The following is a 19,358-nucleotide window of genomic DNA, read 5'->3' as shown; positions in this document are numbered from 1 at the left end:
AGGCGGCTCAGGCGCTGATCCGAGCAGCCGAGCCGTCTCCTTGCTCGGTCAGGTAGACATAGTCATCATTGCGGCATTTTTAGCGCGCTTGTTTTGAGAACCAAGTGCGGTCGTTATGTCGTCCGAGAGCGAGCCATAGATCGCTGCATAGTCGCGGCACATGCGCTCGACCGTGAATCGCTCTTCAAAAGTCCGTCGCACCTGTGCACGATCGAGACCGTTTATCCGCCGTACCGCGTCCACAGCTTCGTCGAGCGTGTCGACGATCAACCCGGACACGCCGTCGTCGACGACCTCCGGAACGGCGCCGCGCCTAAACGCTATCACAGGCGTGCCACAGGCCATCGCCTCGATGGTTACGAGTCCGAAGGGTTCCGGCCAGTCGATGGGGAATAAGAGCGCTGCCGCATTACCCAAAAAGTCTGCTTTTTGCCGTTCGTCGATCTCGCCGATGAATTCCACGTTCGAATGTCGAAGCAATTGGGGTTCCACCCTCTCTTTCCAATATGATTGGTCTACCTTGTCGATCTTGGCGGCGATCTTCAGCGGCATACCGGTACGCGCTGCGATTTCAATGGCCGTTTCCGGCCCCTTTTCCGGTGAGATGCGGCCTAGGAATGCGAGATAGCCCGAGGCTTTCGGGCGAAAAGGAAGAAGGTCGCGTGGCAGCCCGTGGTACACCGTGCCCGCCCAATTGACCGGCGGCATGGGCCAACGTTGGTCGTAGGAAATCGAGACCAGCGGAATGTCATCGAACATCGCGTAAAGCTGCGCCAGGTCCGGGAGGTCGAGCCGTCCATGAAGTGTCGTAACGGTTCGCTGGGCAAAGTCCCGGAGTACGGGGAAGTGAAGAATATCGATGTGAAAATGCAGCACATCGAATTCATCGGCCCGCCTGCGCACCTTTTCAAGCATCGTCACGTGGTGGGGAATGTCGTGCCGAACCCTGGGATTCAGGCGCAATGCAATATCGCAACACGGGACCAATTCGGCAGAGGTGCGTGAATCACCGCTGGCGAACAAGGTCACGTCATGCCCCTGTCGAACAAGCTCCTCAGTCAGATATGAGACTATCCGCTCGGTCCCGCCATAGGTCCGCGGCGGCACGGCTTCGGTAAGGGGGGCGATCTGGGCAATTTTCATCTGCAACACTTCTCGACAGCGAAGGTCATCCTTCAAAAAGCTCCGACGGCAATCCCCTTCCTCGCGTTCATTGCAGTGCGGTCCTCCCGGGCCAACTCTCGAAGGGTCGATATGTTCCCGGCGGGAACAATCGCTGCGTCAGGCGAGTTCAACTTAGGGACTAAAGGAGAACCAGAATGGCTACGAAGCTTCAGGACACAAAAGCCGTCAAGGGATCGAGCAGCGAGCACGGCGGCAACCGCGCTGGCAATCAGGACAAGAAGGACAAGCCGCAAAAGAGCAGCCAGGCTGCCGGCAAGGATCCAAGGCGTGGCAAGGACTAACCGACGCCCTGCCCCGGAGGCGGACAATAATGGCTGCGACCATCGAGAGGAGTGACACATGGCAAAGACAAACTTGTCTGCGAAAACCAACCAGCCTGTATCGGGAAAGAGGCCAAGCGGCAGCGACAAGGCCAAGCAACCGGCCAAGGGCGGCGCCCAAGCCAGGAACGCCCAGGAATGGGGCGGCGGATCGAAAGCGTCGAAAGGCAAGATCACCCGGGCAGACCGGGAAAACCCCAACTCAAGCCAGCGCAGCTAAGCTTTTCGCATTCATCTAATCAGTCGGCCCAATCAGTCGGGGCGGAATTTCGAACTGCTCGGCCGGATGGGTTCGGATTGGGGTTGGGTTCGGATCCCGGCACGTCTCGCCGGTCGTTGGCGCCGCTTCGACATTGCAATTCGAAAATGATCGAAGGCTCCGTGCCACGGCGCCGGTAATTGCGGCCTTGACGCGATGTGCATTAGGTCGTTTGTTGCGGGCGGAAGTGCCACGGGAGGAAACCATGGAAGTCACCCCGGGGGCGGATGGCCTCGCAGCGCGGTTCCACGTTTTCACGCCGATGACCGGCGAGGGCTGCCGCGCATGAATTCCGGAGCGATCCTCGAAGCAGCGGGATTGACTAAGGAATTTGGGGGCTTTGTCGCTGTCAACAATGTCAACCTGACGGTGGAGCGAGGATCGGTCCACGCGCTGATCGGCCCCAACGGCGCAGGTAAGACGACCCTCTTCAACCTGCTGACCAAATTCCTCCAGCCAACGCGCGGCGCGATCCGCTACCAAGGCCGCGACATCACCAGGATGCAGCCGGCCGACATCGCGCGGCTGGGCCTTGTGCGCTCCTTTCAGATATCGGCGGTGTTTCCGCACATGACGGCACTCGAGAATGTCCGCATCGCGCTGCAGCGCCGGCGCGGCGACAGTTTCGATTTCTGGCGCTCCGAAAAAGTGCTCTCCAAGTTCGATGGCGAGGGTGCGGCGCTTCTCGCCGATGTCGGCCTGACCGCGTTTTCAGACATCCGCGCCAGCGATCTGTCCTACGGCCGCAAGCGCGCGCTTGAAATCGCGACGACGCTGGCGCTGAACCCTGAAATGCTGCTTCTCGACGAGCCCATGGCCGGCATGGCGCAGGAAGACATCGAGCGCATCTCGGCGCTGATCCGGCGCATCTCCAAGAACCGCACCATTTTGATGGTCGAGCACAATCTGTCGGTCGTCGCCTCGCTGTCGAACCGCATCACTGTGCTCGCTCGCGGCAAAGTCCTCGCCGAAGGCGACTATGCTGCGGTTTCCAAGGATCCGCGCGTTATCGAAGCCTATATCGGGGCCGGACATGCCTGAAGTTGAACTTGCAAGCAGGCCGGCTGCTGGCCCCTCGACGAGACCCCTGCTTCGCGTCGATGGCCTGCAGGGCTGGTACGGCGAGAGCCATGTGCTTCACGGCGTCAGTTTCGAGGTTGGCGAAGGTGAAGTGGTGACGCTGCTCGGCCGCAATGGCGCCGGCAAGACGACGACGCTGAAGGCGATCATGGGAATTCTTTCCAGGCGCTCGGGCTCGGTCACCTATGAAGGTCGGGAAACGATCAAGCTGCCGTCGCGGTTGATCGCACAGTTGGGCATCGCCTACTGCCCCGAGGAACGGGCGATCTTTTCCAGCCTCTCTGTCGAGGAGAATTTGATGCTACCGCCGCAGGTGCGCCCCGGTGGGCTCACCGTCGAGCAGATTTTCGAGCTCTTCCCGAACCTGGAGGAACGGCTTTCGAGCCAGGGCACCAAGCTATCGGGCGGCGAACAGCAGATGCTCGCCATCGGCCGGATCTTGCGGACGGGCGCCAAGCTCTTGCTGCTCGACGAGCCGACCGAAGGGCTTGCGCCGGTCATCGTGCAGCAGATCGGCCGCACCATTGCCCGGCTCAAGAACGAGGGATTCACGATCGTGCTCGTCGAACAGAATTTTCATTTCGCCGCGTTGGTCGCGGACCGTCACTACGTGGTGGAACAGGGGCGCGTGATCGACACCATCCCCAACCACGAACTCGACGCCAACATCGACAAGCTGCACGCCTATCTCGGCGTCTAGACATCATCAACGGCGCGTTGCGCCGCAATCGGAGGGAAGTAGCGATGAAAAAAATGGGATTTGTCCTGGCTTCGACGGCGAGCCTGCTGATGGCCGGCGCGGCCTACGCCACAGATGTCAAGATCGGCGTTCTGAATGACCGTTCCGGCATCTATGCAGACATCGCTGGCGAAGGCTCGGTCATCGCGGCCCAGATGGCGGTCGAAGACTTCAAGGCGACGGACAAGGGCATCAATGTGTCGATCGTCTCCGCCGACCACCAGAACAAGCCGGACGTCGGCTCGAACATCGCCCGCCAGTGGTACGACACCGAAAACGTCGATGTAATCGCCGATGTGCCAACCTCGTCGGTGGCGCTCGCCGTCAACGAGATCACCAAGGAGAAGAACAAGATCTTCCTCGCCTCGGGTCCGGCCTCGTCCGACCTCACCGGCAAAGCCTGTTCGCCCAACACCGTCCACTGGACCTACGACACCTGGGCGCTTGCCAACGGCACGGGCTCGGCCATGGTCGCACAGGGCGGCGACAGCTGGTTCTTCGTCACAGCCGACTACGCCTTCGGCCACGCGCTCGAGCGCGATACGACGGCGGTCGTCGAAGCATCGGGCGGCAAGGTTCTCGGCGCCGTCCGTCATCCTTTCCCCGGCCAGGATTTTTCGTCCTTCCTGCTGCAGGCGCAAGGGTCGGGCGCCAAGGTCGTCGGCCTCGCCAATGCCGGCGGCGACACGATCAACGCGGTCAAGCAGGCGTCGGAATTTGGCATCACCCAGGGAGGCCAGGCGCTCGCCGCCCTGCTGATGTTCATCAACGACGTGCATGCGCTTGGCCTCGAAGTGGCGCAAGGCCTCGTGCTCACCAGCGCGTTCTACTGGGACAAGAACGATCAAACGCGGGAGTTCTCTGCCCGTTTCCAGGAGCGGAATGCCGGACAAAAGCCTTCGATGATCGAGGCCGGAGTCTACGCTTCTGTCCTGCATTATCTTAAGGCCGTCGAGGCCGTCGGCGACAAGGATGCGGCCAAGGTGATGGCCAAAATGAAGGAAATGCCGACCGAGGATCCGCTGTTCGGCAAGGGCACCATCCGCGCCGACGGGCGCAAGCTGCACGACATGTATCTGTTCCGCGTCAAGAAGCCGGACCAATCGAAGGCTCCATGGGACTATTTCGAGACGGTGGCCACCATTCCGGCCGACAAGGCGTTCCGCCCGCTCGCCGAAGGCGGCTGTTCGCTCGTCAAGTAAGCGAGCCTCGCCAACGATGCGCCGAACAGCTCGGCGCGTCGTTTTGTCGATAAGTCAGCTGGAGCGACCATGTTCGAACTGCTTGGAATTCCGCCACAGGTCCTGTTCGGGCAATTGCTGCTCGGGCTGATCAATGGCTCCTTCTATGCGGTTCTGAGCCTCGGGCTGGCGGTCATCTTCGGTCTCCTGAACATCATCAATTTCACGCATGGCGCCCAGTACATGCTGGGCGCCTTCGGCGCCTGGATGCTGCTCAACTATCTTGGCGTCGGTTACTGGTGGGCTGTGTTCATCGTCCCGCCGATTGTCGGCGTCACCGGCATCGTGCTTGAGCGCGTCCTGATCCGACGGCTCTATCACCTCGACCATCTCTACGGGCTGCTTCTCACATTCGGCCTGGCGCTGATCATCGTCGGCTTCTTCCGCCAGTTTTTCGGCGTATCCGGCCTGCCGTACCCGCCGCCGCCGCTTCTGAACGGCGGGTACAATCTTGGCTTCATGTACCTGCCCAATTCGCGCGCCTGGGTGATCGTGGCTTCCCTCATCGTGTGCCTTGCGACCTGGTTCATCATCGAAAAGACCCGGCTTGGCGCCTATCTCAGGGCTGCGACCGAGAACCCGACCATGGTCGGCGCGTTCGGCATCAACGTGCCGCTGCTGGTCACGCTCACCTATGGTTTCGGCGTCGCACTCGCGGGTTTCGCCGGCGTGCTCGCCGCGCCGATATACGCAGTCAATCCGAACATGGGGGCAGACCTGATCATTGTCGTCTTCGCCGTCGTCGTCATCGGCGGCATGGGCTCGATCCTGGGCTCGATCCTCACCGGCTTCGGGCTCGGGCTGATCGAGGGGCTGACCCGCGTATTCTATCCGGAAGGCTCGGCGGTGGTGATCTTTGTCATCATGGCGCTCGTGCTGTTGGTCAAGCCCGCGGGTCTGTTTGGACGGAGTGTGTGATGACAACCGACACCAACCCGATCGCTATGGCGGCCATAACGTCCGTCGGCGCTGCGGGCATGCCCCGTCATCACCTTGCGATCTTCGCCGCGCTGTTCGTCTTCCTCGTCGCCGCTCCATTTCTGCTCTATCCGATCTTTGTCATGAAGGTGCTGTGCTTCGCGCTGTTTGCCTGCGCCTTCAACCTGTTGCTCGGCTTCGGCGGTCTGCTGTCCTTCGGCCACGCAGCCTATTTCGGCATGGCGAGCTACGTCTCGGCCCATGCAGCAAAGGTGTGGGGCCTGACGCCTGAGCTTGCCATTATCGCGGGCACGCTGGTGGCAGCCGTGCTCGGTCTCGCCATCGGCTCGCTCGCCATTCGCCGCCACGGCATCTATTTCGCCATGGTGACGCTGGCTTTTGCGCAGATGATCTATTTCTTCTCGCTGCAGGCGGCGTTTACCGGCGGCGAGGACGGCATCCAGGCCGTGCCGCGCGGCCATCTGTTCGGGCTGATCGACCTGCGTTCGAGCGAAGTTCTCTATTTCTTCGTGCTCGCCATCTTCTTCGCCGGCATATTGCTGATCTATCGGATCATCCATTCGCCGTTTGGCCAGGTGTTGAAGGCGATCCGCGAGAACGAGCCGCGCGCGATCTCGCTGGGCTATCGGGTCAACCGCTACAAGCTCGCCGTATTCGTGCTGTCGGCCACGCTCGCCGGCGTCGCCGGCGCAACCAAGGCCATCGTGTTCCAGTTGGCGTCGCTTACCGACGTCTACTGGACGATGTCCGGCGAAGTCGTGCTGATGACGCTGTTGGGCGGCATGGGCACGGTGTTCGGACCGATCGTCGGCGCGGCAGTCATCGTCACGATGCAGAACTACCTCGCGACATTCGGCGACTGGGTCACGATCGGCCAGGGCATCATCTTCGTTGTCGCGGTGCTGTCGTTCCGGGAAGGCATCGTTGGCGTCCTGGCAAAATGGATCCGCAAACCGCTCTGACCGGTGCCGGCTCGGCCCACCGGTTCGACCCGACCAAGTGGGCCGCAGCGGGCGCACAGCGTGGTCAGCATCCTCGACTATGCAGGTTCCTCATCGGATGCGACAACCAGCAGTTCGAACGTCACGCAGACGGGGTTAGCGCCGCGGCGAAGGCTACCTGAGCTTATCTCACCGTCCATGCCGACCAGCGCGATGTCGAGCGTGCAACGACCGGAGCGCACGGCGCCGTCCGTGACGAGAACTTCCGTCGCATAGGAGGAGACCGCCGAGCCGTCGTCGAAATCCGCGCCGACCAGGCTGCCGATGCCCTGGATCGAGGCGTGGTCAAAGCCGTGCCGTCGGCAAAGGGCTTCGATCGCCTGGCCGATATCCTCGTTGGGCCTTACCGTGCAGATGGCGGCGCGGCGGCCGCGGCGCTCACCCAGGAGCGGAGCCCTGATCGGCGCGAAAATGCGAAAATTCGTCTCGGCGTCGTCGCGCACGTTGAACAGCGCGCCCTCGATACACCAGGCGGTGACCTCAACCGGCTCCGCCAGCTGCGAGTCGAGCGGCAGGAGATGGCCCATGCGGCGCACGCCGTCGGGGGCGCGCCAGATGCCATGGCAATGAAAAAATGGCTGCTCGTCGCGGCGGCCGGCGACGAGGCCCGCATCCTCGATGACCGTTATGCCCTCCGGTGCGAATGTATCGCTGTACCAGGCGGCGTGCGTGCCATCGGGAGAGGCGGCGGGGATGACGTAGCGCATTGGGTCAACCCGCGCGTTGCGCAGGCGGATATACCCGCCGCTGAACCCGGCGAGCGCGAGGGCCTGCGCCACGGCGTCATTGATCGAGCTGCCGGCTTCAAGCCGCAGCGTCAGCGGCTCTGCGGCGCAGGGCATCGCTGCAAAACGTTCCGGCGACATCGGGCCGGGATGGCGGATGCTGCGCATTGGAGCCATCTCAGGCGACAAGGCCGGCATGGATGAAGCCGCCATCGACGGCGAGAATCTGGCCGTTGATGTAGCTGGCCTCGTCTGAAATCAGGAAAGCCACCGCTCCCGCGATCTCGCGCGGCGTGCCGTAGCGGCGCTGCGGCACGCGATCCAACCACTGCCGGCGGACATCCTCGGTGTGGACGGCCTGCGTCAACGGCGTTTCGATCGGCCCGGGTGCGACGGCGTTGACGCGGATGCCATCGACGCCGAGCTCATTGGCCATGACGAGCGTGAGGAGATTCTGGCCGCCCTTCGATGCGCCGTAGGCGCTGCGGCCCTTGTTGCCGCAAAGACCAGAAACAGAGCTGATATTGACAATCGCTCCCGCCAGCTTCCGTTCAAGCCAGTAGCGCGCCGCAGCCCGCGAGACGATGAACGTTCCGGTGAGGTTCACGTCGACAATGCGGCGGAAATCCTCGACGCTGGTCTCGACCGACGGCCGGTCCATCGCTATGCCGGCACAGTTCACGATTGCGGTGAGGCTGTGCGCGGCGGTGATCCGGCCGATGGCCTCGTCGACAGCCGCTTCGTCGACGACGTTGCAGACGATGCCGCGTTCCTCGCGCAGGCCGAGATCCATGCAGGCCGAACCCAGCGCTGGCGCGGCGAGGTCGAGGAGGAAGACCTCGAAGCCGCGCTCGGTCAGCAGGCGCGCGGTCTCAAGGCCGATGCCCGATGCGCCGCCGGTGATCGCCACGGCGCGGCTTTGGTGGCTGCTGTTCATCGCCTGCTCCTCATGCCGAGAGCTTCGGCTCGGACGGTCCCAACTCGCCGCGGCGCTCCAGCTCTTCGCGAATCAACTTCTTGGCGATCTTGCCATAGGCCGATTTGGGCATCGTCTCCCACCACACGAAGCGCTTGGGCATCTTGTAGCGGGCGAGCTTGCCTTCCAGCCAGCGCTCAATCTCGATCGTTTCGCGCACAACGCCGGCGCGGGCGACGCAAACCGCGACGCCGACCTCGCCCCAGACAGGATCGGGAATGCCGAGAACGGCGGCTTCGCTGATGTCGGGATGGAGCAGGATCTTCTCCTCGATCTCGCGCGGATAGATGTTGGAGCCGCCGGAGATATACATGTCGGACGAGCGGCCGGTGATGTAGACGAAGCCGTCCTCGGACATGTGGCCGAGATCGCCGGTGCGGAACCAGCCGTTGCGGAACGCTGCGGCGTTGGCTTGCGGGTTGTCGTAATAGCCGGCGAAGACTGCCGGCCCGATCACGCAGATTTCGCCGGTTTCGCCCGGCGAGACGGCATTGCCAGCGTCGTCCTGGATCTCGACCTGCATGGCCGTGCGCTCGAAACCGCAGGTTCCGATGCGCGCTTGCGGGCCATCCTCGACGGAATGATAGGAAGGAGGCTGCACAGTGATATTGCCCGTGACTTCCCCCAGGCCAAAATACTGGACCAGAACCGGCCCGAGCTTCTCCAGCGCCCGCTTCTGGTCGGCGCGGTACATCGGCGCACCGGCATAGATGACATAGCGCAACGAGGAATGGTCGAACCGGTCGACGCTGTCGTCCTCGACCAGCATCTTGAGGATGGTCGGCACGGTGAAGGCGTTGGTCACCCGCCATTCTTCGACCAGCGCCCAGACCGTCGGCACGTCGAGCTTGTCGGTTGGCAGGAGGATAGACTTGGCGCCGTGCGCCACCTGCACGAGTTGATGAATGCCGGCCCCATGCGACAGCGGCGCCACCACGATCGAGGCGTCGTCGCGCGTCGTGGCGGGCATCAGGTCGCACAAATGATTGGTGATGACAAAGCCCATCTGGCCATGCGTGAGCACGGCGGCCTTTGGCCGGCCGGTCGTGCCGGAGGTGAAGAAGAACCAGCAGGGATCGTCGCGATCGACGGCGACGCTGGCAACGGTCCGGCCGGCAAAACGGGCGGCGACGGCGTCGTAGTCATCGCCGAATTCGGCCGCGCCGATCGACAGGACGAAGTCGATCCCAGGGGCTGTTTCCCGGCAGGCAGCAGCGTGAGCCGGGAATCCGGCGCCGCAGATCAGGCCGCGCGCGCCGCTCGCCTTGGCGAGGTAAGCGACTTCGTCCGGCGACTGACGGTAGTTCGCCGGCACCCAGACGGCTCCGAGCCGGAAGCAGGCGAACATCGATTCGAACATCTGGTTGCAATTGGCCGACTGGACGAGGATTCGGTCGCCCTTTGTCACGCCGAACGCGTCGCGGAGTGCGGCGGCCATCGCGTCGACGCGCGCTTCCATTTCGCGCCATGTCCACTGCCGCTCGCGCCAGACGAAGCCGATGTCGTGCGGGTTGCGGCGTGCCGCCTGGGTCAGAAAATGCGAGAGGTTCATGACGCGCGTGGAGGAAGGCGTCACGCCGCCTGCGGCCATGGTCATCACTTCGCGCGCTCCAGCAACGACACGCAGACGAAGATGGCGTCGATGACGCCGGGCTCGACGCCGGCATCAGCAAGCCTGGGCGCCGCTGCCGGCGCCATCAACTGCCCGGTGTTTTCCAATTCCGACTTCGTCATTGTGACAACCTCCTGGCGCGGGGCTTTAAAGTGGGGTGCTCGCGCACATGCGCGCGCGAGGCGAACATCTGGGCAAGCCGTTCCTCGACGCGCCTTGCCTCCTGCATGAGATATCCGACGAGCTCGACCTGTCTTGCCGGCTGCATCCGGCTGTCGATCGCCGCGATCGACAGTGCGCTGACTGGCCGCGCGTCGGCGCTGCGAAGCACAACCCCGACCCCCCAGGAATTGGTGACGATGCGGCCGGGATTGAGCGAATAGCCGTTGGCGCGCGTCGTTTCGACGTCGCGCCGGATCTGCTCGACCGGCAGCATTGGGTAGTCGGATTTGAGCACTGCGTCATTGGCGGCCAGCACCGCTTCCACTTCCTCGTCGGGGAGTGCGGCGAGCATGGCGAGGGAGCCGGCGCCGACGCCCAGTGGGTGCTCGAATCCGGCCTGCAGCGCGTGGGTCCTGACCGGGTAGGTCCCCTCTTCGCGATAGAGGCAGACTGAGTATGTATCGCGGCGAACCGAGAGGAAGCTGGCATCCTCGGTCTTTCTGGAAAGGCGCAGCAGACTTTCCATCGAGACCTGAAGCAAGCCGAAACGTCGCGAGGCGAGGCTGCCCAGCACGTAGGCCTCCTCGCCGAGATAATAGCGCCGCGTCGTCTCGTCCTGCTCGACCATTCCCGCGCGCATCAGCGCCAGCAGCAGGCGGCGCGTTGTCGGCTTGTTGAGCCCACTCTCCTCGACGATATCGGAGAGCGAAACACCGCGGTCGGCGTGCCGGCCGACCATCGAAAGAAGGCTGAGCGCCCGGTCGACGCTCTGCGAGCCGGTCTGATCGCGTTCCGGGGGCGGCGCGATGTCCATGGTCAGCGGAGCTCGCAGACGGCGCAGCTTTGGCCGCCATCGACAGGCAGGCAAACGCCGGTGACGAAGCGCGCCTCCTCGGAGGCAAGAAACACGGCCGCCGCAGCGACGTCCCACGCTGTTCCCATCCGCCCCATCGGCACCATGGCGTTGCGGGCGGCCACCATCTCGTCGGCCGAACCATACTGGCCGGAAATCTGCTTGTAGATCATCGGCGTGTCGATCAGGCCCGGCATGATGCAGTTGGCGCGAATACCTTGCCGGGCATATTGCATGGCCAGCGCCACTGTGGCCTGGTTCACCGCGGCCTTGGCCGCATAATAGGCGAAATAGGGATAGCCGACGTAGCGTATCGCGGCGAGCGACGAGATATTGACGATTGCACCGCCGCCGCCCTTGAGCATATGCGGCAACACCGCCTTGGCGGTGCGGTAGACCGGTCCGATATTGAGGTCGAGGGCGGCCTGGAACGCGTCCTCATCGAGTTCAATGGGACCGCCCATATGGGTCACGCCGACATTGTTGTGCAGGACGTCGATGGCGCCGAACGCCTCCATTGCCGCCGCTGCTGCCAGCTCGACTGAGGCCAGACTGGTCACGTCGGCTGACAACGCGATCGCCTGGTTGCCTTCGTCGCGGATGATATCAGCGGTTTCGGCGGCGGCCGCCGCAGCGAGATCGACGCAGGCGACGCGCGCACCTTCGCGCGCGAAGGCGACCGCCGCCGCCTTGCCGTTGCCCCAGCCGGGTCCGGACGACCCTGCGCCGAAGACAATTGCGGATTTTCCCCTGAGCCGGTCGACCACCATCGAATTCCTTCAAAAAGCCGTGGCTGTTATCGGGCGGAGCCACATGGCCTGCCCGCCCGGGAGCCGCCCGCCCTCAGGTCAGGCTGGCGCCAACAGCCTTTTCCAGGATGGTCCAGGCTTCGTCGCCGTACTTGCCCTTCCACTCGGCGTAGAAGCCGGCGTCCTTCAGCGTCTGCCGGAACGGGGCCGCATCCGGATGGTTGATCTTCATGCCCTTGGCGGCGAGCTCCTGCTCAAGCGTGGCATTGAGCTTGGCGACGTCCTCGCGCTCCTTCACGCCGGCCTCGTTGAGGTTCCTGGCGACGATCTCGCGCATGTCCTGCGGCATCGCCTCCCAGGCCCGCTTGTTGGCGAGGAACCAGAAGCCGTCCCACATGTGGTTGGTGACCGAGCAGAACTGCTGCACCTCGTAGAGCTTGGCCGTCGAGATGATGGCGAGCGGGTTTTCCTGCCCGTCGACAATCTTCGTCTGCAGCGCCGAATACACTTCGGCGAAGTTGATGCTGGCCGGCGCCGACTTGAAGGCGGTGAACATCGAGGTCCAGAGCGGGCTGACCGGGACGCGAATCTTGAAGCCTTCGAGGTTCGCGGGCGTCTCGATCGGGCCGACGGAACTGGTGATCTGGCGGAAGCCGTTGTCCCAGATCTTCTCCATGACGACCAGGTTCGATTTCTCGATCTCGCCGCGCACATATTTTCCGAGGTCGCCATCCATCGCCGCCCACACCGCGTCGTAGTCCGAGAAGGCAAACCCGATGCCGCTGATCGAGGCATTGGCGACGAGCGTGGAAAGGATCAGCGGCGACAGCGTGAAGAATTCGACGCCGCCCGAGCGAACCTGGCTCAGCATGTCGGTGTCGGCGCCGAGCTGGTTGCTGGGGAATATCTGGATGGCGACGCGGCCGCCGGTCTCCTCGCGGATTTTCTCGACGGCTTCCTGCGCGCGCAGGTTCATCGGGTGGGTGAGCGGCAGGTTGTTGGCGTATTTGTAGTTGAACTCCGCCGCCTGCGCCCCGGCGTAGCGGATGGTGCTCACGAGCGGGATGGATGCGGCTGCGCCAATCATCAAGCTGCGGCGGGTGATGGTCATCGTGTTTCCTCCTGGTTGAATCCGAGTGGCTAGAGATAGGCTACCGACAGCGCCGGGATGGCAGCGATCAGCAACAGGCCGGCAAGCAACGCACCGAGGTAGGGCCAGATGGCGCTCATGGCCTCGTCGGGCGAGACGTCGCCGATCTTGCAGGCGATGTAGAAGCCGATGCCGATAGGCGGCGCCATGAGCCCGATGTTCATCGCCGTCACGACGACCATAGAATAGTGCACGTCGTTGATGCCCAGCCGAGCGGCGATTGGAAACATGATCGGCGCCATCAGAACGATCGCTGGCAGGCCTTCAAGAACGCAGCCGAGAACCATGAAGACGGCGATGGTGACGAGCATGAAGGAGAACCAGCCTCCGGGCAGGTCAGTCATGTAGATGGCCAGTTGGTTGGCGAAGCCGGTTTGCGTCAGCGCCCAGGCCATTGCCGAGGCGGTGCCGAGAATGAGCAGGATGACGCCGGACAGCGCCGCCGTCTCGACCAGCATGGCGTAGAATTTCTTCGCGCCGATGCCGCCATAAAACAACGCGCCGATGACCAGCGCATAGAGCACGGCGATTGTGGAAACCTCGGTGGCGGTGGCGACGCCGCCGCCGACGGCGCCGCGGATCAGGAAGGGAAGCACCAGTGCGGGGGCGGAGACGAGCAGCGTCTTCCAGACGAGCGAGAACGGAGCGCGATGGACGCCTTCCATGTTTTCGCCCGAAGCCTTCCAACGTGCGAGCACCGCAAGGACGAGCAACAGAACCACCGCGATGACGAAGCCGCTGGTGAAAAGCGCAGCGATCGAAACGCCGGCGACCGAGCCGAGCACAATCAGCACGATCGATGGCGGCACCGTATCGGCCATCGCAGCGCCGGTTGCGAGCAACGCGATCATCTCCCTGGGCTTGTGGCCGCGCCGCTTCATTTCTGGGAAAAGTGCCGGAGCGACGGTCGCCATGTCGGAAACCTTCGAACCGGAAATGCCCGAGACGAGGAACATCGAGCCCAGCAGCACGTAGGACATGCCGGCCTTCACATGGCCGAGCAGCGACGCCATGAACTCGACGATCGCCTTGCCCATGCCTGTCGCGTCGAGCACACAGCCGAGCAGGACGAAGATCGGCACCGACAGCAGGATGAGGCTCGACATCCCCTCATCGATGCGGCCGACAAGCACGATCATCGGCACGTGCGTGCTGAAGGCGATGAAGGCGATCGTGCCGACGCCGAAACAGAAAGCGATCGGCACACCGAGCAGAAGGCAGACCGCCACCACGCCGACGAGAAAGATGACGATGTTGGCGTAGCCGAGCGTGAGGAACAATGGCGAAAGCAGCCAGCCGACCACGGCCAGTGCGGCAATGACTGCGACAGCGGCGGCCAGGTTGGCGAGCGTCGCTGCGCGGATCGCGTGGCCCACGGCGATGACAGACATCAATGCCAGCCCGGCGACAATTGCCGAGGCGCGGAAGCTCATCGGAATGTTGAGCGCCGCCGAGGTGACGTACCACTCCTCCTGTACATACTGGCTTGCCGGCACGATCAGCGCAAGCAGCACGGTCGCCACGACGAGCAAAGCGAGGGCGTTGACGAAGTCGCGGCCGCGCGCGGGGATCATGTTGAGGAAGATGGTAAGACGCAGATGCTCGTTGCGGTCGATGGCGATCGCCGAGCCGAGCATGGCGAGCCAGAGAAAGGAGATGGAAGCGGCCTCATCGATCCAGACGATCGGCAACGCCAGCACGTAGCGCGAGATGACGCCGGCGAGCAGCAGACCGATGACGAAGACGAGCAGTATCGAGGCCACCGCCTCGACCGGCCACATCAGCCGCGACCCTGGCCGCGCATCCAGCACCTCGGCCGACGTATCGACGATTATCGTGTTGTTGCTGGCGGCTGTCATGCTTCAAGCTCCTCCGCTCGGATCAGGCAACAACGCCTGCCTGAAACGCTCACGCCGAAATCGGAACAAAGCGATCTCCTCCCGCTCGTTCCAGATTTCGTACAAGGTCTATATCATGGACCTGTTATTTCGCATAACCGATTTTTGGCATGCAATCGGCCTCAGTATAAGCGCCTTGCGGCGAAAATGCGATCCATATTGTGGATCGATAGACCTAGACAGGGGTATTCAGGAGGGGTTGCACTCGCAATCGAGACGCCAGGTATCATCGAATTCCATGCCCGCAGTGGCTGCTTCGCACGAGACGATCACTGTCGTTTGCGCGGCACGCGCGTGGGCAAGAACGGCCGCAAGCAAGTCCCGGTCCTTGCAGACATCGAGGTCGTCGACTAGGAGCACGGCCGCTGATCGGACTAGCGCTCGTGCGGCACGGATCCGGGCGACCTGCATTGCACCGACGTGAGGAGGCTCCAGTCGCCTGTCTGTAGGTTCATCGACTGCCAGGCCGCACAGCGAGGCCGTGGCGATTATCTCTTCTTGCGAGGTCGCTGAGGACGCTCCCAGGGCAATATTGTCGAGCATTGTTGCCCGCACCAACGGGATCGCCGGCGACAAAACGGTGATTGCCCGGCGCCGGTCGCGTTGCGAAATCTTGTTGACGGGGATGTCATCGAGGAAAATCGCCAGGCCGCTGTTTTCCTCGAAACCTGCGATGCTGGAAAAAAGCGCGCTGCGTGCTTCAGGCGTATCACCGCCAAGCAGGATCGACGCGCCGGGCGCGGCCTCCAGCACTTTTGACGGCGTGCCGTGTCGGCAATGAAATTCGATGCGCAGCCGCCGGCCTGCCGTCGAGCGCGGCAGGGGAACTGGATTCACAGGATCCGCAAGCACCGGCCTTGCCAGGATGGAGGCAATCCGGCGGCGGGACTCGACATAGGCAAGCCGATAATCGGCGGCGCGAGCGAGGTCGGAAAGCTGGCCAACCGTCAGTCCGGCGAGGAGCAATAGCGTGCTGAGATCGCCAACGAGAATCGCCGGGCGGCCCGAAAACGCATAGGCCACGAGGATGACGACGATCACGGGCATGACGAAGTCGCTGGACGCGCGCGCAGCCCCCGACCACCCTGCCCGGCGAACGAGCCACATGTTGAGCGCTTCCGACATCCGGTCGATCTTTCGTGTGGACGTTCCGCTTTTGCCGAAATGGGCAAACGCCGCCCGGGCGGCAACGATGTCGCCGAGACGGCCGGCAAGCCGTCCCCGCCTGCGCCGGCTTTCGCGGATGGCCTGGTGAAGAAACGGCAGGGCAACAAGACAGACGATCGACCAGGCAAGAACGCCGCAAAGCAGGAACGGCGCAACCCCTGGGGCAAGCCAGAAGGCGCCAAGCACGATGAGAACGACGGAAGGACCCCCAACAAAGAGGGAAGCCACGCCGTCGGCCAGCCAGGATCTGATGGCGGAGAGGTCGGTGACGAGGCGGGTCATTACCAGGCCGAGACCGGTCCGGCCGGCGCCAGGCGGCAACGCGAAGAGTTGCTCGACCAGCAGTCTGCGGACCTCGCGCACATAGTCCAGTGCAAATGCTGCCCCCTGTCGGCGCTGCATCACCCCGAGTGAGAAGAGCGCGATGCCGAGCGAAAGGCTGGCCACGATCAGCCTGCCCTGCCCGAGCGGCTGCGGTTCCCCGGAAACCGCCGCACCGACGATGGCGACAAGAGCGAGCGACGTGGCGGCCTTGGCAAAGCCGATGGCGACAAGAACCGCAAGGGCGACCAGTCGCGTGCCGATCAGGATTCCTGGTAGAGGCATTGTGCACCTCCAGCGATCACTATCAGGCGCGGGTTCAATATCCCTGAGACTATGCTTGCCGCGGTCGCCGGATCGGTGAGTTCCTTGACGCCATAGACAGGGACGTTGGCAGCGCCTGCTTCCCGGCGCGCCAGCGGCGAGCAGGTCAGGAGCCCGCTGAGCCCGAGCACGTCGTATCCAAGCTCGCGCAGCCTTTCGCAGCCCGCCACCGCCCCCATCGCATCGCCTGCGGCAAACAGCACGCCGCCGGTCAGCTCGCGGAATTTAGGGGACTTTGCCAGCGCGGCCGTCTCGGACTGGAATAGCCCATCCGCGACCTCCAGAACCGCGATCTCCGCCCCGGTGGCGGCAAGAGAATGCAGCAAATGCTGCGCGCCCTCGACGATGGCATCGATTGGGGCAAGATAGGTCGTGGCAAAGCCGGCATCAGTAAAATCAAGAGCGGCGCATGCTCCGGCATCCATCATCGACCAGAGATCATTGCCGGCTCCGGTTCCGGTCACCTTTGCCGCACCAACTGCAAAACCTGCCCTGGTCAGACCACGCACGAGGCTTGCAGCTGTTGTCGTCTTGCCCGAATTCATCGACGTTCCGAAGACAACGATTGTCGGCGGGGTGAGCCGCGCCGGCTGCGGCGCGACCGCAAAGTCTGCAACGTTCAGAACGCGGCCGCATGAGTTGGTGACGAGGCCGAGCGGCACGATCGCAGTCGGAGACATGGTCTTGTCGTGCCATGCCAACGCCCGCGAAGCCACTCCGCCTGCCGCCACCATATGGCACGGTCCGAGATCTGCCGGCACGATCGCCTCGAACTGATCAGGGGCGTAGCGGTTGCCGTAGGCCAGGACGACTTCGTCCGTCGCGGCAAGTGCCGCCTTGCGTCCCGAGGGCAGTTCGACCGACTTGTGGTGACCGAGCGCCTCGATCCGCGCGAGCACCAGGTCGCCTGCCTTCGGTTCGGCGGGAGGCGCAAGCAACATCCGCATGCGCTCAGTGGGAATTCGGCGGGTCGTGAAAGCCCGCTTGGCCTTCGCGATGCGTTCGCAGTCAAGAATTTCCATTGTGGTCTCTCCGGTCACCAAGGGGCGCTGTTACCTGGGGGAGAACGCGGTCGAACTAGGATTATTCTCGGTGGAGTTGCAATTCTTTTCGCCACGATGGCGTAGACCCAAGCCGCGGGGCCTACGCACACGCCGCGCGAAGCAGCGGACGAGAAACCGGCGTGCGGTCATAGCGGACGGCAAGTTCGGCATAGACCGCATCGTTGATCAGCAACGGCCCATTGAGGCTTGCCGCCTCAAGCCGGTCGAAAGACCAATCCGCCCAGTTCGCATCGTCCGTTACAGGATCGAGCCGACCAGCGTCACGCGTCGCCACGCGTCAGCGCCAGGATGGCGTCGGTGTCGAGGCCCTTGCCGGCATGGCCGCGCAATTTCGCGAAGCGGCTCGCGGGCTGCTTCTTGTCACTACGCACAATCACCACATTGCCGTCATCGGTGCGGCGGAAATCAACCTTGCTGCCCGGCACGATTCCGAGCAGGTCCCGGACCGGCTTCGGGATGGTCACCTGTCCTTTGGCTGTGACTGTGTTGGTCATGTCCGCACCTTGGTAGTACCCATTTTCGGTATTATTATGTGGACCGAATTTCAACCTCCACAAGCGGCTGCCGAAGCCGTGATTTTGTGGCTTGTTTCCCCGGGGCGCGCCTGTCGACGTCGTAATCCGCAGCCACGCACCCTATCTACGCCGCATGAATGACATTAGACGCGCGCTTCTACTCATCAATCCAAAGGCACGACGCGGGCAGGAATCTCTCGCACCGGTCGTCGAGCGGCTGGAAGCCGGAGGGCTCCGCGTCAGCGTCGAGACATTTGAGGCACTGCCCGAGCTAGCACGCGACATCGTGCGCCTTCGCCATAGGGCCGATCTTGTGATCGTGTGCGGCGGCGATGGCTCGGTGTCCTCGGCGGCGGTCGCGGTCATGGAAAGCGGGCTGCCGATGGGCATCATTCCGATGGGGACGGCGAACGATCTGGCGCGTACCCTCGAAATACCGTTGGATCTTGGGAAGGCGGCCGACGTGATAGTAGAGGGCGGACGACGTCTGATCGATATCGGAACCGTCAATGGCCACGCTTTCTTCAACGTCGCGAGCATCGGCCTCAGCACCGATCTTGCCCAGGGGCTGGATCCGGCGCTGAAGAAGCGTTTCGGCAGGTTTGGCTATGCCCTGGCGGCCATGAAAGTGTTGACCAAGGCCCGCCACTTTGAAGCAAGGATTACCGAAAAGGGCGCAACGACCGAAGTCGAGACCTACCAGATAGCGGTCGGCAACGGCCGCCACTATGGCGGCGGCAACGTCGTCGAGGAGACGGCGGAGATCGATGACGGCCATCTCGACCTGTACAGCCTGGAAATGACGAATCTCTGGAAGATGGCGCTCTTGTTGCGCTCGTTCCGCTCCGGCACGCACGGCGCCTGGAGCGAGGTTCGCACAGCCAGATGCGTCGAGTTCGACATCGAGACGAAAAGGCCGATGCCGGTGAACACTGACGGTGAGATCGTCACCTCGACCCCGGCGCATTTCAAGGTCCACCCGAAGGCAATTTCGGTGTTCGCGCCTGCCGCCGCGCGCATACAGCCCCGCACAAAGGTGCTTGGTGACGCGGTCAGCGCAAACAGCGGCTAGACTGGC

21 protein-coding genes are annotated in these 19,358 nt (G+C 63.2%); 8 read left to right on the top strand and 13 right to left on the bottom strand.

The annotated features are described in order from the left end of the window. Positions 1–48: 48 nt before the first annotated feature. Positions 49–1,143 (bottom strand): glycosyltransferase family 4 protein, encoded by a 1,095-nt coding sequence (locus AC0L2B_RS27575; protein WP_287341651.1) that lies wholly within the window; start codon positions 1,141–1,143, stop codon positions 49–51. A gap of 176 nt (positions 1,144–1,319) precedes the next feature. Here AC0L2B_RS27575 and AC0L2B_RS27570 point away from each other — a divergent pair, with 176 nt between their 5' ends. The 7 genes from AC0L2B_RS27570 (at position 1,320) to AC0L2B_RS27540 (ending at position 6,725) form a co-directional block, all read left to right on the top strand. Further along, on the top strand, positions 1,320–1,466 hold the full coding sequence (locus AC0L2B_RS27570) for a hypothetical protein (protein WP_023799660.1): 147 nt from the start codon (positions 1,320–1,322) through the stop codon (positions 1,464–1,466). Positions 1,467–1,524: 58 nt separating this feature from the next. Next, complete coding sequence (locus AC0L2B_RS27565) at positions 1,525–1,725, top strand: hypothetical protein (RefSeq protein ID WP_473747579.1); 201 nt, start codon at positions 1,525–1,527, stop codon at positions 1,723–1,725. Between the two features lie 324 nt (positions 1,726–2,049). After that, the gene (locus AC0L2B_RS27560; protein WP_287237058.1) at positions 2,050–2,805 is read left to right on the top strand and encodes an ABC transporter ATP-binding protein; all 756 of its coding nucleotides are present in this window, start codon (positions 2,050–2,052) and stop codon (positions 2,803–2,805) included. Further along, positions 2,798–3,544, top strand: a complete 747-nt coding sequence (locus AC0L2B_RS27555; RefSeq protein WP_473747578.1) for an ABC transporter ATP-binding protein — start codon at positions 2,798–2,800, stop codon at positions 3,542–3,544. Before AC0L2B_RS27560 ends, AC0L2B_RS27555 begins: the two co-directional genes overlap by 8 nt. Before the next feature lie 53 nt (positions 3,545–3,597). Continuing rightward, complete coding sequence (locus AC0L2B_RS27550; protein WP_413468402.1) at positions 3,598–4,785, top strand: ABC transporter substrate-binding protein; 1,188 nt, start codon at positions 3,598–3,600, stop codon at positions 4,783–4,785. 69 nt (positions 4,786–4,854) lie between these two features. Next, complete coding sequence (locus AC0L2B_RS27545; RefSeq protein WP_027156409.1) at positions 4,855–5,742, top strand: branched-chain amino acid ABC transporter permease; 888 nt, start codon at positions 4,855–4,857, stop codon at positions 5,740–5,742. Continuing rightward, a complete protein-coding gene (locus AC0L2B_RS27540) occupies positions 5,742–6,725 on the top strand; it encodes a branched-chain amino acid ABC transporter permease (RefSeq protein ID WP_027156408.1) in 984 nt (327 codons plus the stop codon). Before AC0L2B_RS27545 ends, AC0L2B_RS27540 begins: the two co-directional genes overlap by 1 nt. 77 nt (positions 6,726–6,802) lie before the next feature. On the opposite strand, the gene AC0L2B_RS27535 is transcribed toward AC0L2B_RS27540, so the two are convergent. From AC0L2B_RS27535 to AC0L2B_RS27480, 12 genes are all read right to left on the bottom strand, one after another. Continuing rightward, a complete protein-coding gene (locus tag AC0L2B_RS27535; protein ID WP_473747577.1) occupies positions 6,803–7,657 on the bottom strand; it encodes a PCC domain-containing protein in 855 nt (284 codons plus the stop codon). A 10-nt stretch (positions 7,658–7,667) separates the two neighbouring features. After that, complete coding sequence (locus AC0L2B_RS27530; protein ID WP_473747575.1) at positions 7,668–8,426, bottom strand: SDR family NAD(P)-dependent oxidoreductase; 759 nt, start codon at positions 8,424–8,426, stop codon at positions 7,668–7,670. A gap of 10 nt (positions 8,427–8,436) precedes the next feature. Next, positions 8,437–10,062 carry an acyl-CoA synthetase gene (locus AC0L2B_RS27525; RefSeq protein ID WP_473747574.1) on the bottom strand — a complete coding sequence of 542 codons (1,626 nt, stop codon included), beginning with the start codon at positions 10,060–10,062 and terminating at the stop codon, positions 8,437–8,439. Next, positions 10,062–10,199 (bottom strand): hypothetical protein, encoded by a 138-nt coding sequence (locus tag AC0L2B_RS27520; protein WP_473516193.1) that lies wholly within the window; start codon positions 10,197–10,199, stop codon positions 10,062–10,064. Before AC0L2B_RS27520 ends, AC0L2B_RS27525 begins: the two co-directional genes overlap by 1 nt. Next, on the bottom strand, positions 10,196–11,047 hold the full coding sequence (locus AC0L2B_RS27515; RefSeq protein WP_473747756.1) for an IclR family transcriptional regulator: 852 nt from the start codon (positions 11,045–11,047) through the stop codon (positions 10,196–10,198). Before AC0L2B_RS27515 ends, AC0L2B_RS27520 begins: the two co-directional genes overlap by 4 nt. An 8-nt stretch (positions 11,048–11,055) precedes the next feature. Continuing rightward, the gene (locus tag AC0L2B_RS27510; RefSeq protein WP_473747572.1) at positions 11,056–11,859 is read right to left on the bottom strand and encodes an SDR family NAD(P)-dependent oxidoreductase; all 804 of its coding nucleotides are present in this window, start codon (positions 11,857–11,859) and stop codon (positions 11,056–11,058) included. Positions 11,860–11,935: 76 nt separating this feature from the next. Next, positions 11,936–12,952: a TRAP transporter substrate-binding protein gene (locus AC0L2B_RS27505; RefSeq protein ID WP_473747571.1), complete on the bottom strand. Its 1,017-nt coding sequence runs from the start codon at positions 12,950–12,952 to the stop codon at positions 11,936–11,938. 29 nt (positions 12,953–12,981) lie between these two features. Next, the gene (locus AC0L2B_RS27500; protein ID WP_473747570.1) at positions 12,982–14,850 is read right to left on the bottom strand and encodes a TRAP transporter large permease; all 1,869 of its coding nucleotides are present in this window, start codon (positions 14,848–14,850) and stop codon (positions 12,982–12,984) included. A gap of 228 nt (positions 14,851–15,078) precedes the next feature. Beyond that, positions 15,079–16,662 carry an ABC transporter transmembrane domain-containing protein gene (locus tag AC0L2B_RS27495; RefSeq protein ID WP_473747569.1) on the bottom strand — a complete coding sequence of 528 codons (1,584 nt, stop codon included), beginning with the start codon at positions 16,660–16,662 and terminating at the stop codon, positions 15,079–15,081. Further along, on the bottom strand, positions 16,641–17,723 hold the full coding sequence (locus tag AC0L2B_RS27490) for a P-loop NTPase family protein (protein WP_473747568.1): 1,083 nt from the start codon (positions 17,721–17,723) through the stop codon (positions 16,641–16,643). The genes AC0L2B_RS27495 and AC0L2B_RS27490 overlap by 22 nt, the downstream gene beginning before the upstream one ends. Before the next feature lie 121 nt (positions 17,724–17,844). Next, positions 17,845–18,039 carry a hypothetical protein gene (locus AC0L2B_RS27485; RefSeq protein WP_473747767.1) on the bottom strand — a complete coding sequence of 65 codons (195 nt, stop codon included), beginning with the start codon at positions 18,037–18,039 and terminating at the stop codon, positions 17,845–17,847. After that, positions 18,026–18,259 (bottom strand): AbrB/MazE/SpoVT family DNA-binding domain-containing protein, encoded by a 234-nt coding sequence (locus AC0L2B_RS27480; RefSeq protein ID WP_091589924.1) that lies wholly within the window; start codon positions 18,257–18,259, stop codon positions 18,026–18,028. Before AC0L2B_RS27480 ends, AC0L2B_RS27485 begins: the two co-directional genes overlap by 14 nt. A gap of 154 nt (positions 18,260–18,413) precedes the next feature. On the opposite strand from AC0L2B_RS27480, the gene AC0L2B_RS27475 reads away from it, so the two are divergent. Then, positions 18,414–19,352, top strand: coding sequence for a lipid kinase (locus AC0L2B_RS27475; RefSeq protein WP_473747566.1), 939 nt, complete (start codon positions 18,414–18,416; stop codon positions 19,350–19,352). Positions 19,353–19,358: the final 6 nt, after the last annotated feature.

The organism is Mesorhizobium sp. WSM4815 (assembly GCF_055811575.1).
The sequence above is the reverse complement of the archived record's forward strand: the minus strand, read 5'-3'. Positions and strand labels throughout refer to the sequence as shown.

What these genes read in the sequence shown, in the direction of transcription:
- AC0L2B_RS27575 (WP_287341651.1), bottom strand. Translation starts at nt 1,143, where the DNA reads ATGAAAATTGCCCAGATCGCCCCCCTTACCGAAGCCGTGCCGCCGCGG.
- AC0L2B_RS27570 (WP_023799660.1), top strand. Translation starts at nt 1,320, where the DNA reads ATGGCTACGAAGCTTCAGGACACAAAAGCCGTCAAGGGATCGAGCAGC.
- AC0L2B_RS27565 (WP_473747579.1), top strand. Translation starts at nt 1,525, where the DNA reads ATGGCAAAGACAAACTTGTCTGCGAAAACCAACCAGCCTGTATCGGGA.
- AC0L2B_RS27560 (WP_287237058.1), top strand. Translation starts at nt 2,050, where the DNA reads ATGAATTCCGGAGCGATCCTCGAAGCAGCGGGATTGACTAAGGAATTT.
- AC0L2B_RS27555 (WP_473747578.1), top strand. Translation starts at nt 2,798, where the DNA reads ATGCCTGAAGTTGAACTTGCAAGCAGGCCGGCTGCTGGCCCCTCGACG.
- AC0L2B_RS27550 (WP_413468402.1), top strand. Translation starts at nt 3,598, where the DNA reads ATGGGATTTGTCCTGGCTTCGACGGCGAGCCTGCTGATGGCCGGCGCG.
- AC0L2B_RS27545 (WP_027156409.1), top strand. Translation starts at nt 4,855, where the DNA reads ATGTTCGAACTGCTTGGAATTCCGCCACAGGTCCTGTTCGGGCAATTG.
- AC0L2B_RS27540 (WP_027156408.1), top strand. Translation starts at nt 5,742, where the DNA reads ATGACAACCGACACCAACCCGATCGCTATGGCGGCCATAACGTCCGTC.
- AC0L2B_RS27535 (WP_473747577.1), bottom strand. Translation starts at nt 7,657, where the DNA reads ATGCGCAGCATCCGCCATCCCGGCCCGATGTCGCCGGAACGTTTTGCA.
- AC0L2B_RS27530 (WP_473747575.1), bottom strand. Translation starts at nt 8,426, where the DNA reads ATGAACAGCAGCCACCAAAGCCGCGCCGTGGCGATCACCGGCGGCGCA.
- AC0L2B_RS27525 (WP_473747574.1), bottom strand. Translation starts at nt 10,062, where the DNA reads ATGACCATGGCCGCAGGCGGCGTGACGCCTTCCTCCACGCGCGTCATG.
- AC0L2B_RS27520 (WP_473516193.1), bottom strand. Translation starts at nt 10,199, where the DNA reads ATGACGAAGTCGGAATTGGAAAACACCGGGCAGTTGATGGCGCCGGCA.
- AC0L2B_RS27505 (WP_473747571.1), bottom strand. Translation starts at nt 12,952, where the DNA reads ATGACCATCACCCGCCGCAGCTTGATGATTGGCGCAGCCGCATCCATC.
- AC0L2B_RS27500 (WP_473747570.1), bottom strand. Translation starts at nt 14,850, where the DNA reads ATGACAGCCGCCAGCAACAACACGATAATCGTCGATACGTCGGCCGAG.
- AC0L2B_RS27495 (WP_473747569.1), bottom strand. Translation starts at nt 16,662, where the DNA reads ATGCCTCTACCAGGAATCCTGATCGGCACGCGACTGGTCGCCCTTGCG.
- AC0L2B_RS27490 (WP_473747568.1), bottom strand. Translation starts at nt 17,723, where the DNA reads ATGGAAATTCTTGACTGCGAACGCATCGCGAAGGCCAAGCGGGCTTTC.
- AC0L2B_RS27480 (WP_091589924.1), bottom strand. Translation starts at nt 18,259, where the DNA reads ATGACCAACACAGTCACAGCCAAAGGACAGGTGACCATCCCGAAGCCG.
- AC0L2B_RS27475 (WP_473747566.1), top strand. Translation starts at nt 18,414, where the DNA reads ATGAATGACATTAGACGCGCGCTTCTACTCATCAATCCAAAGGCACGA.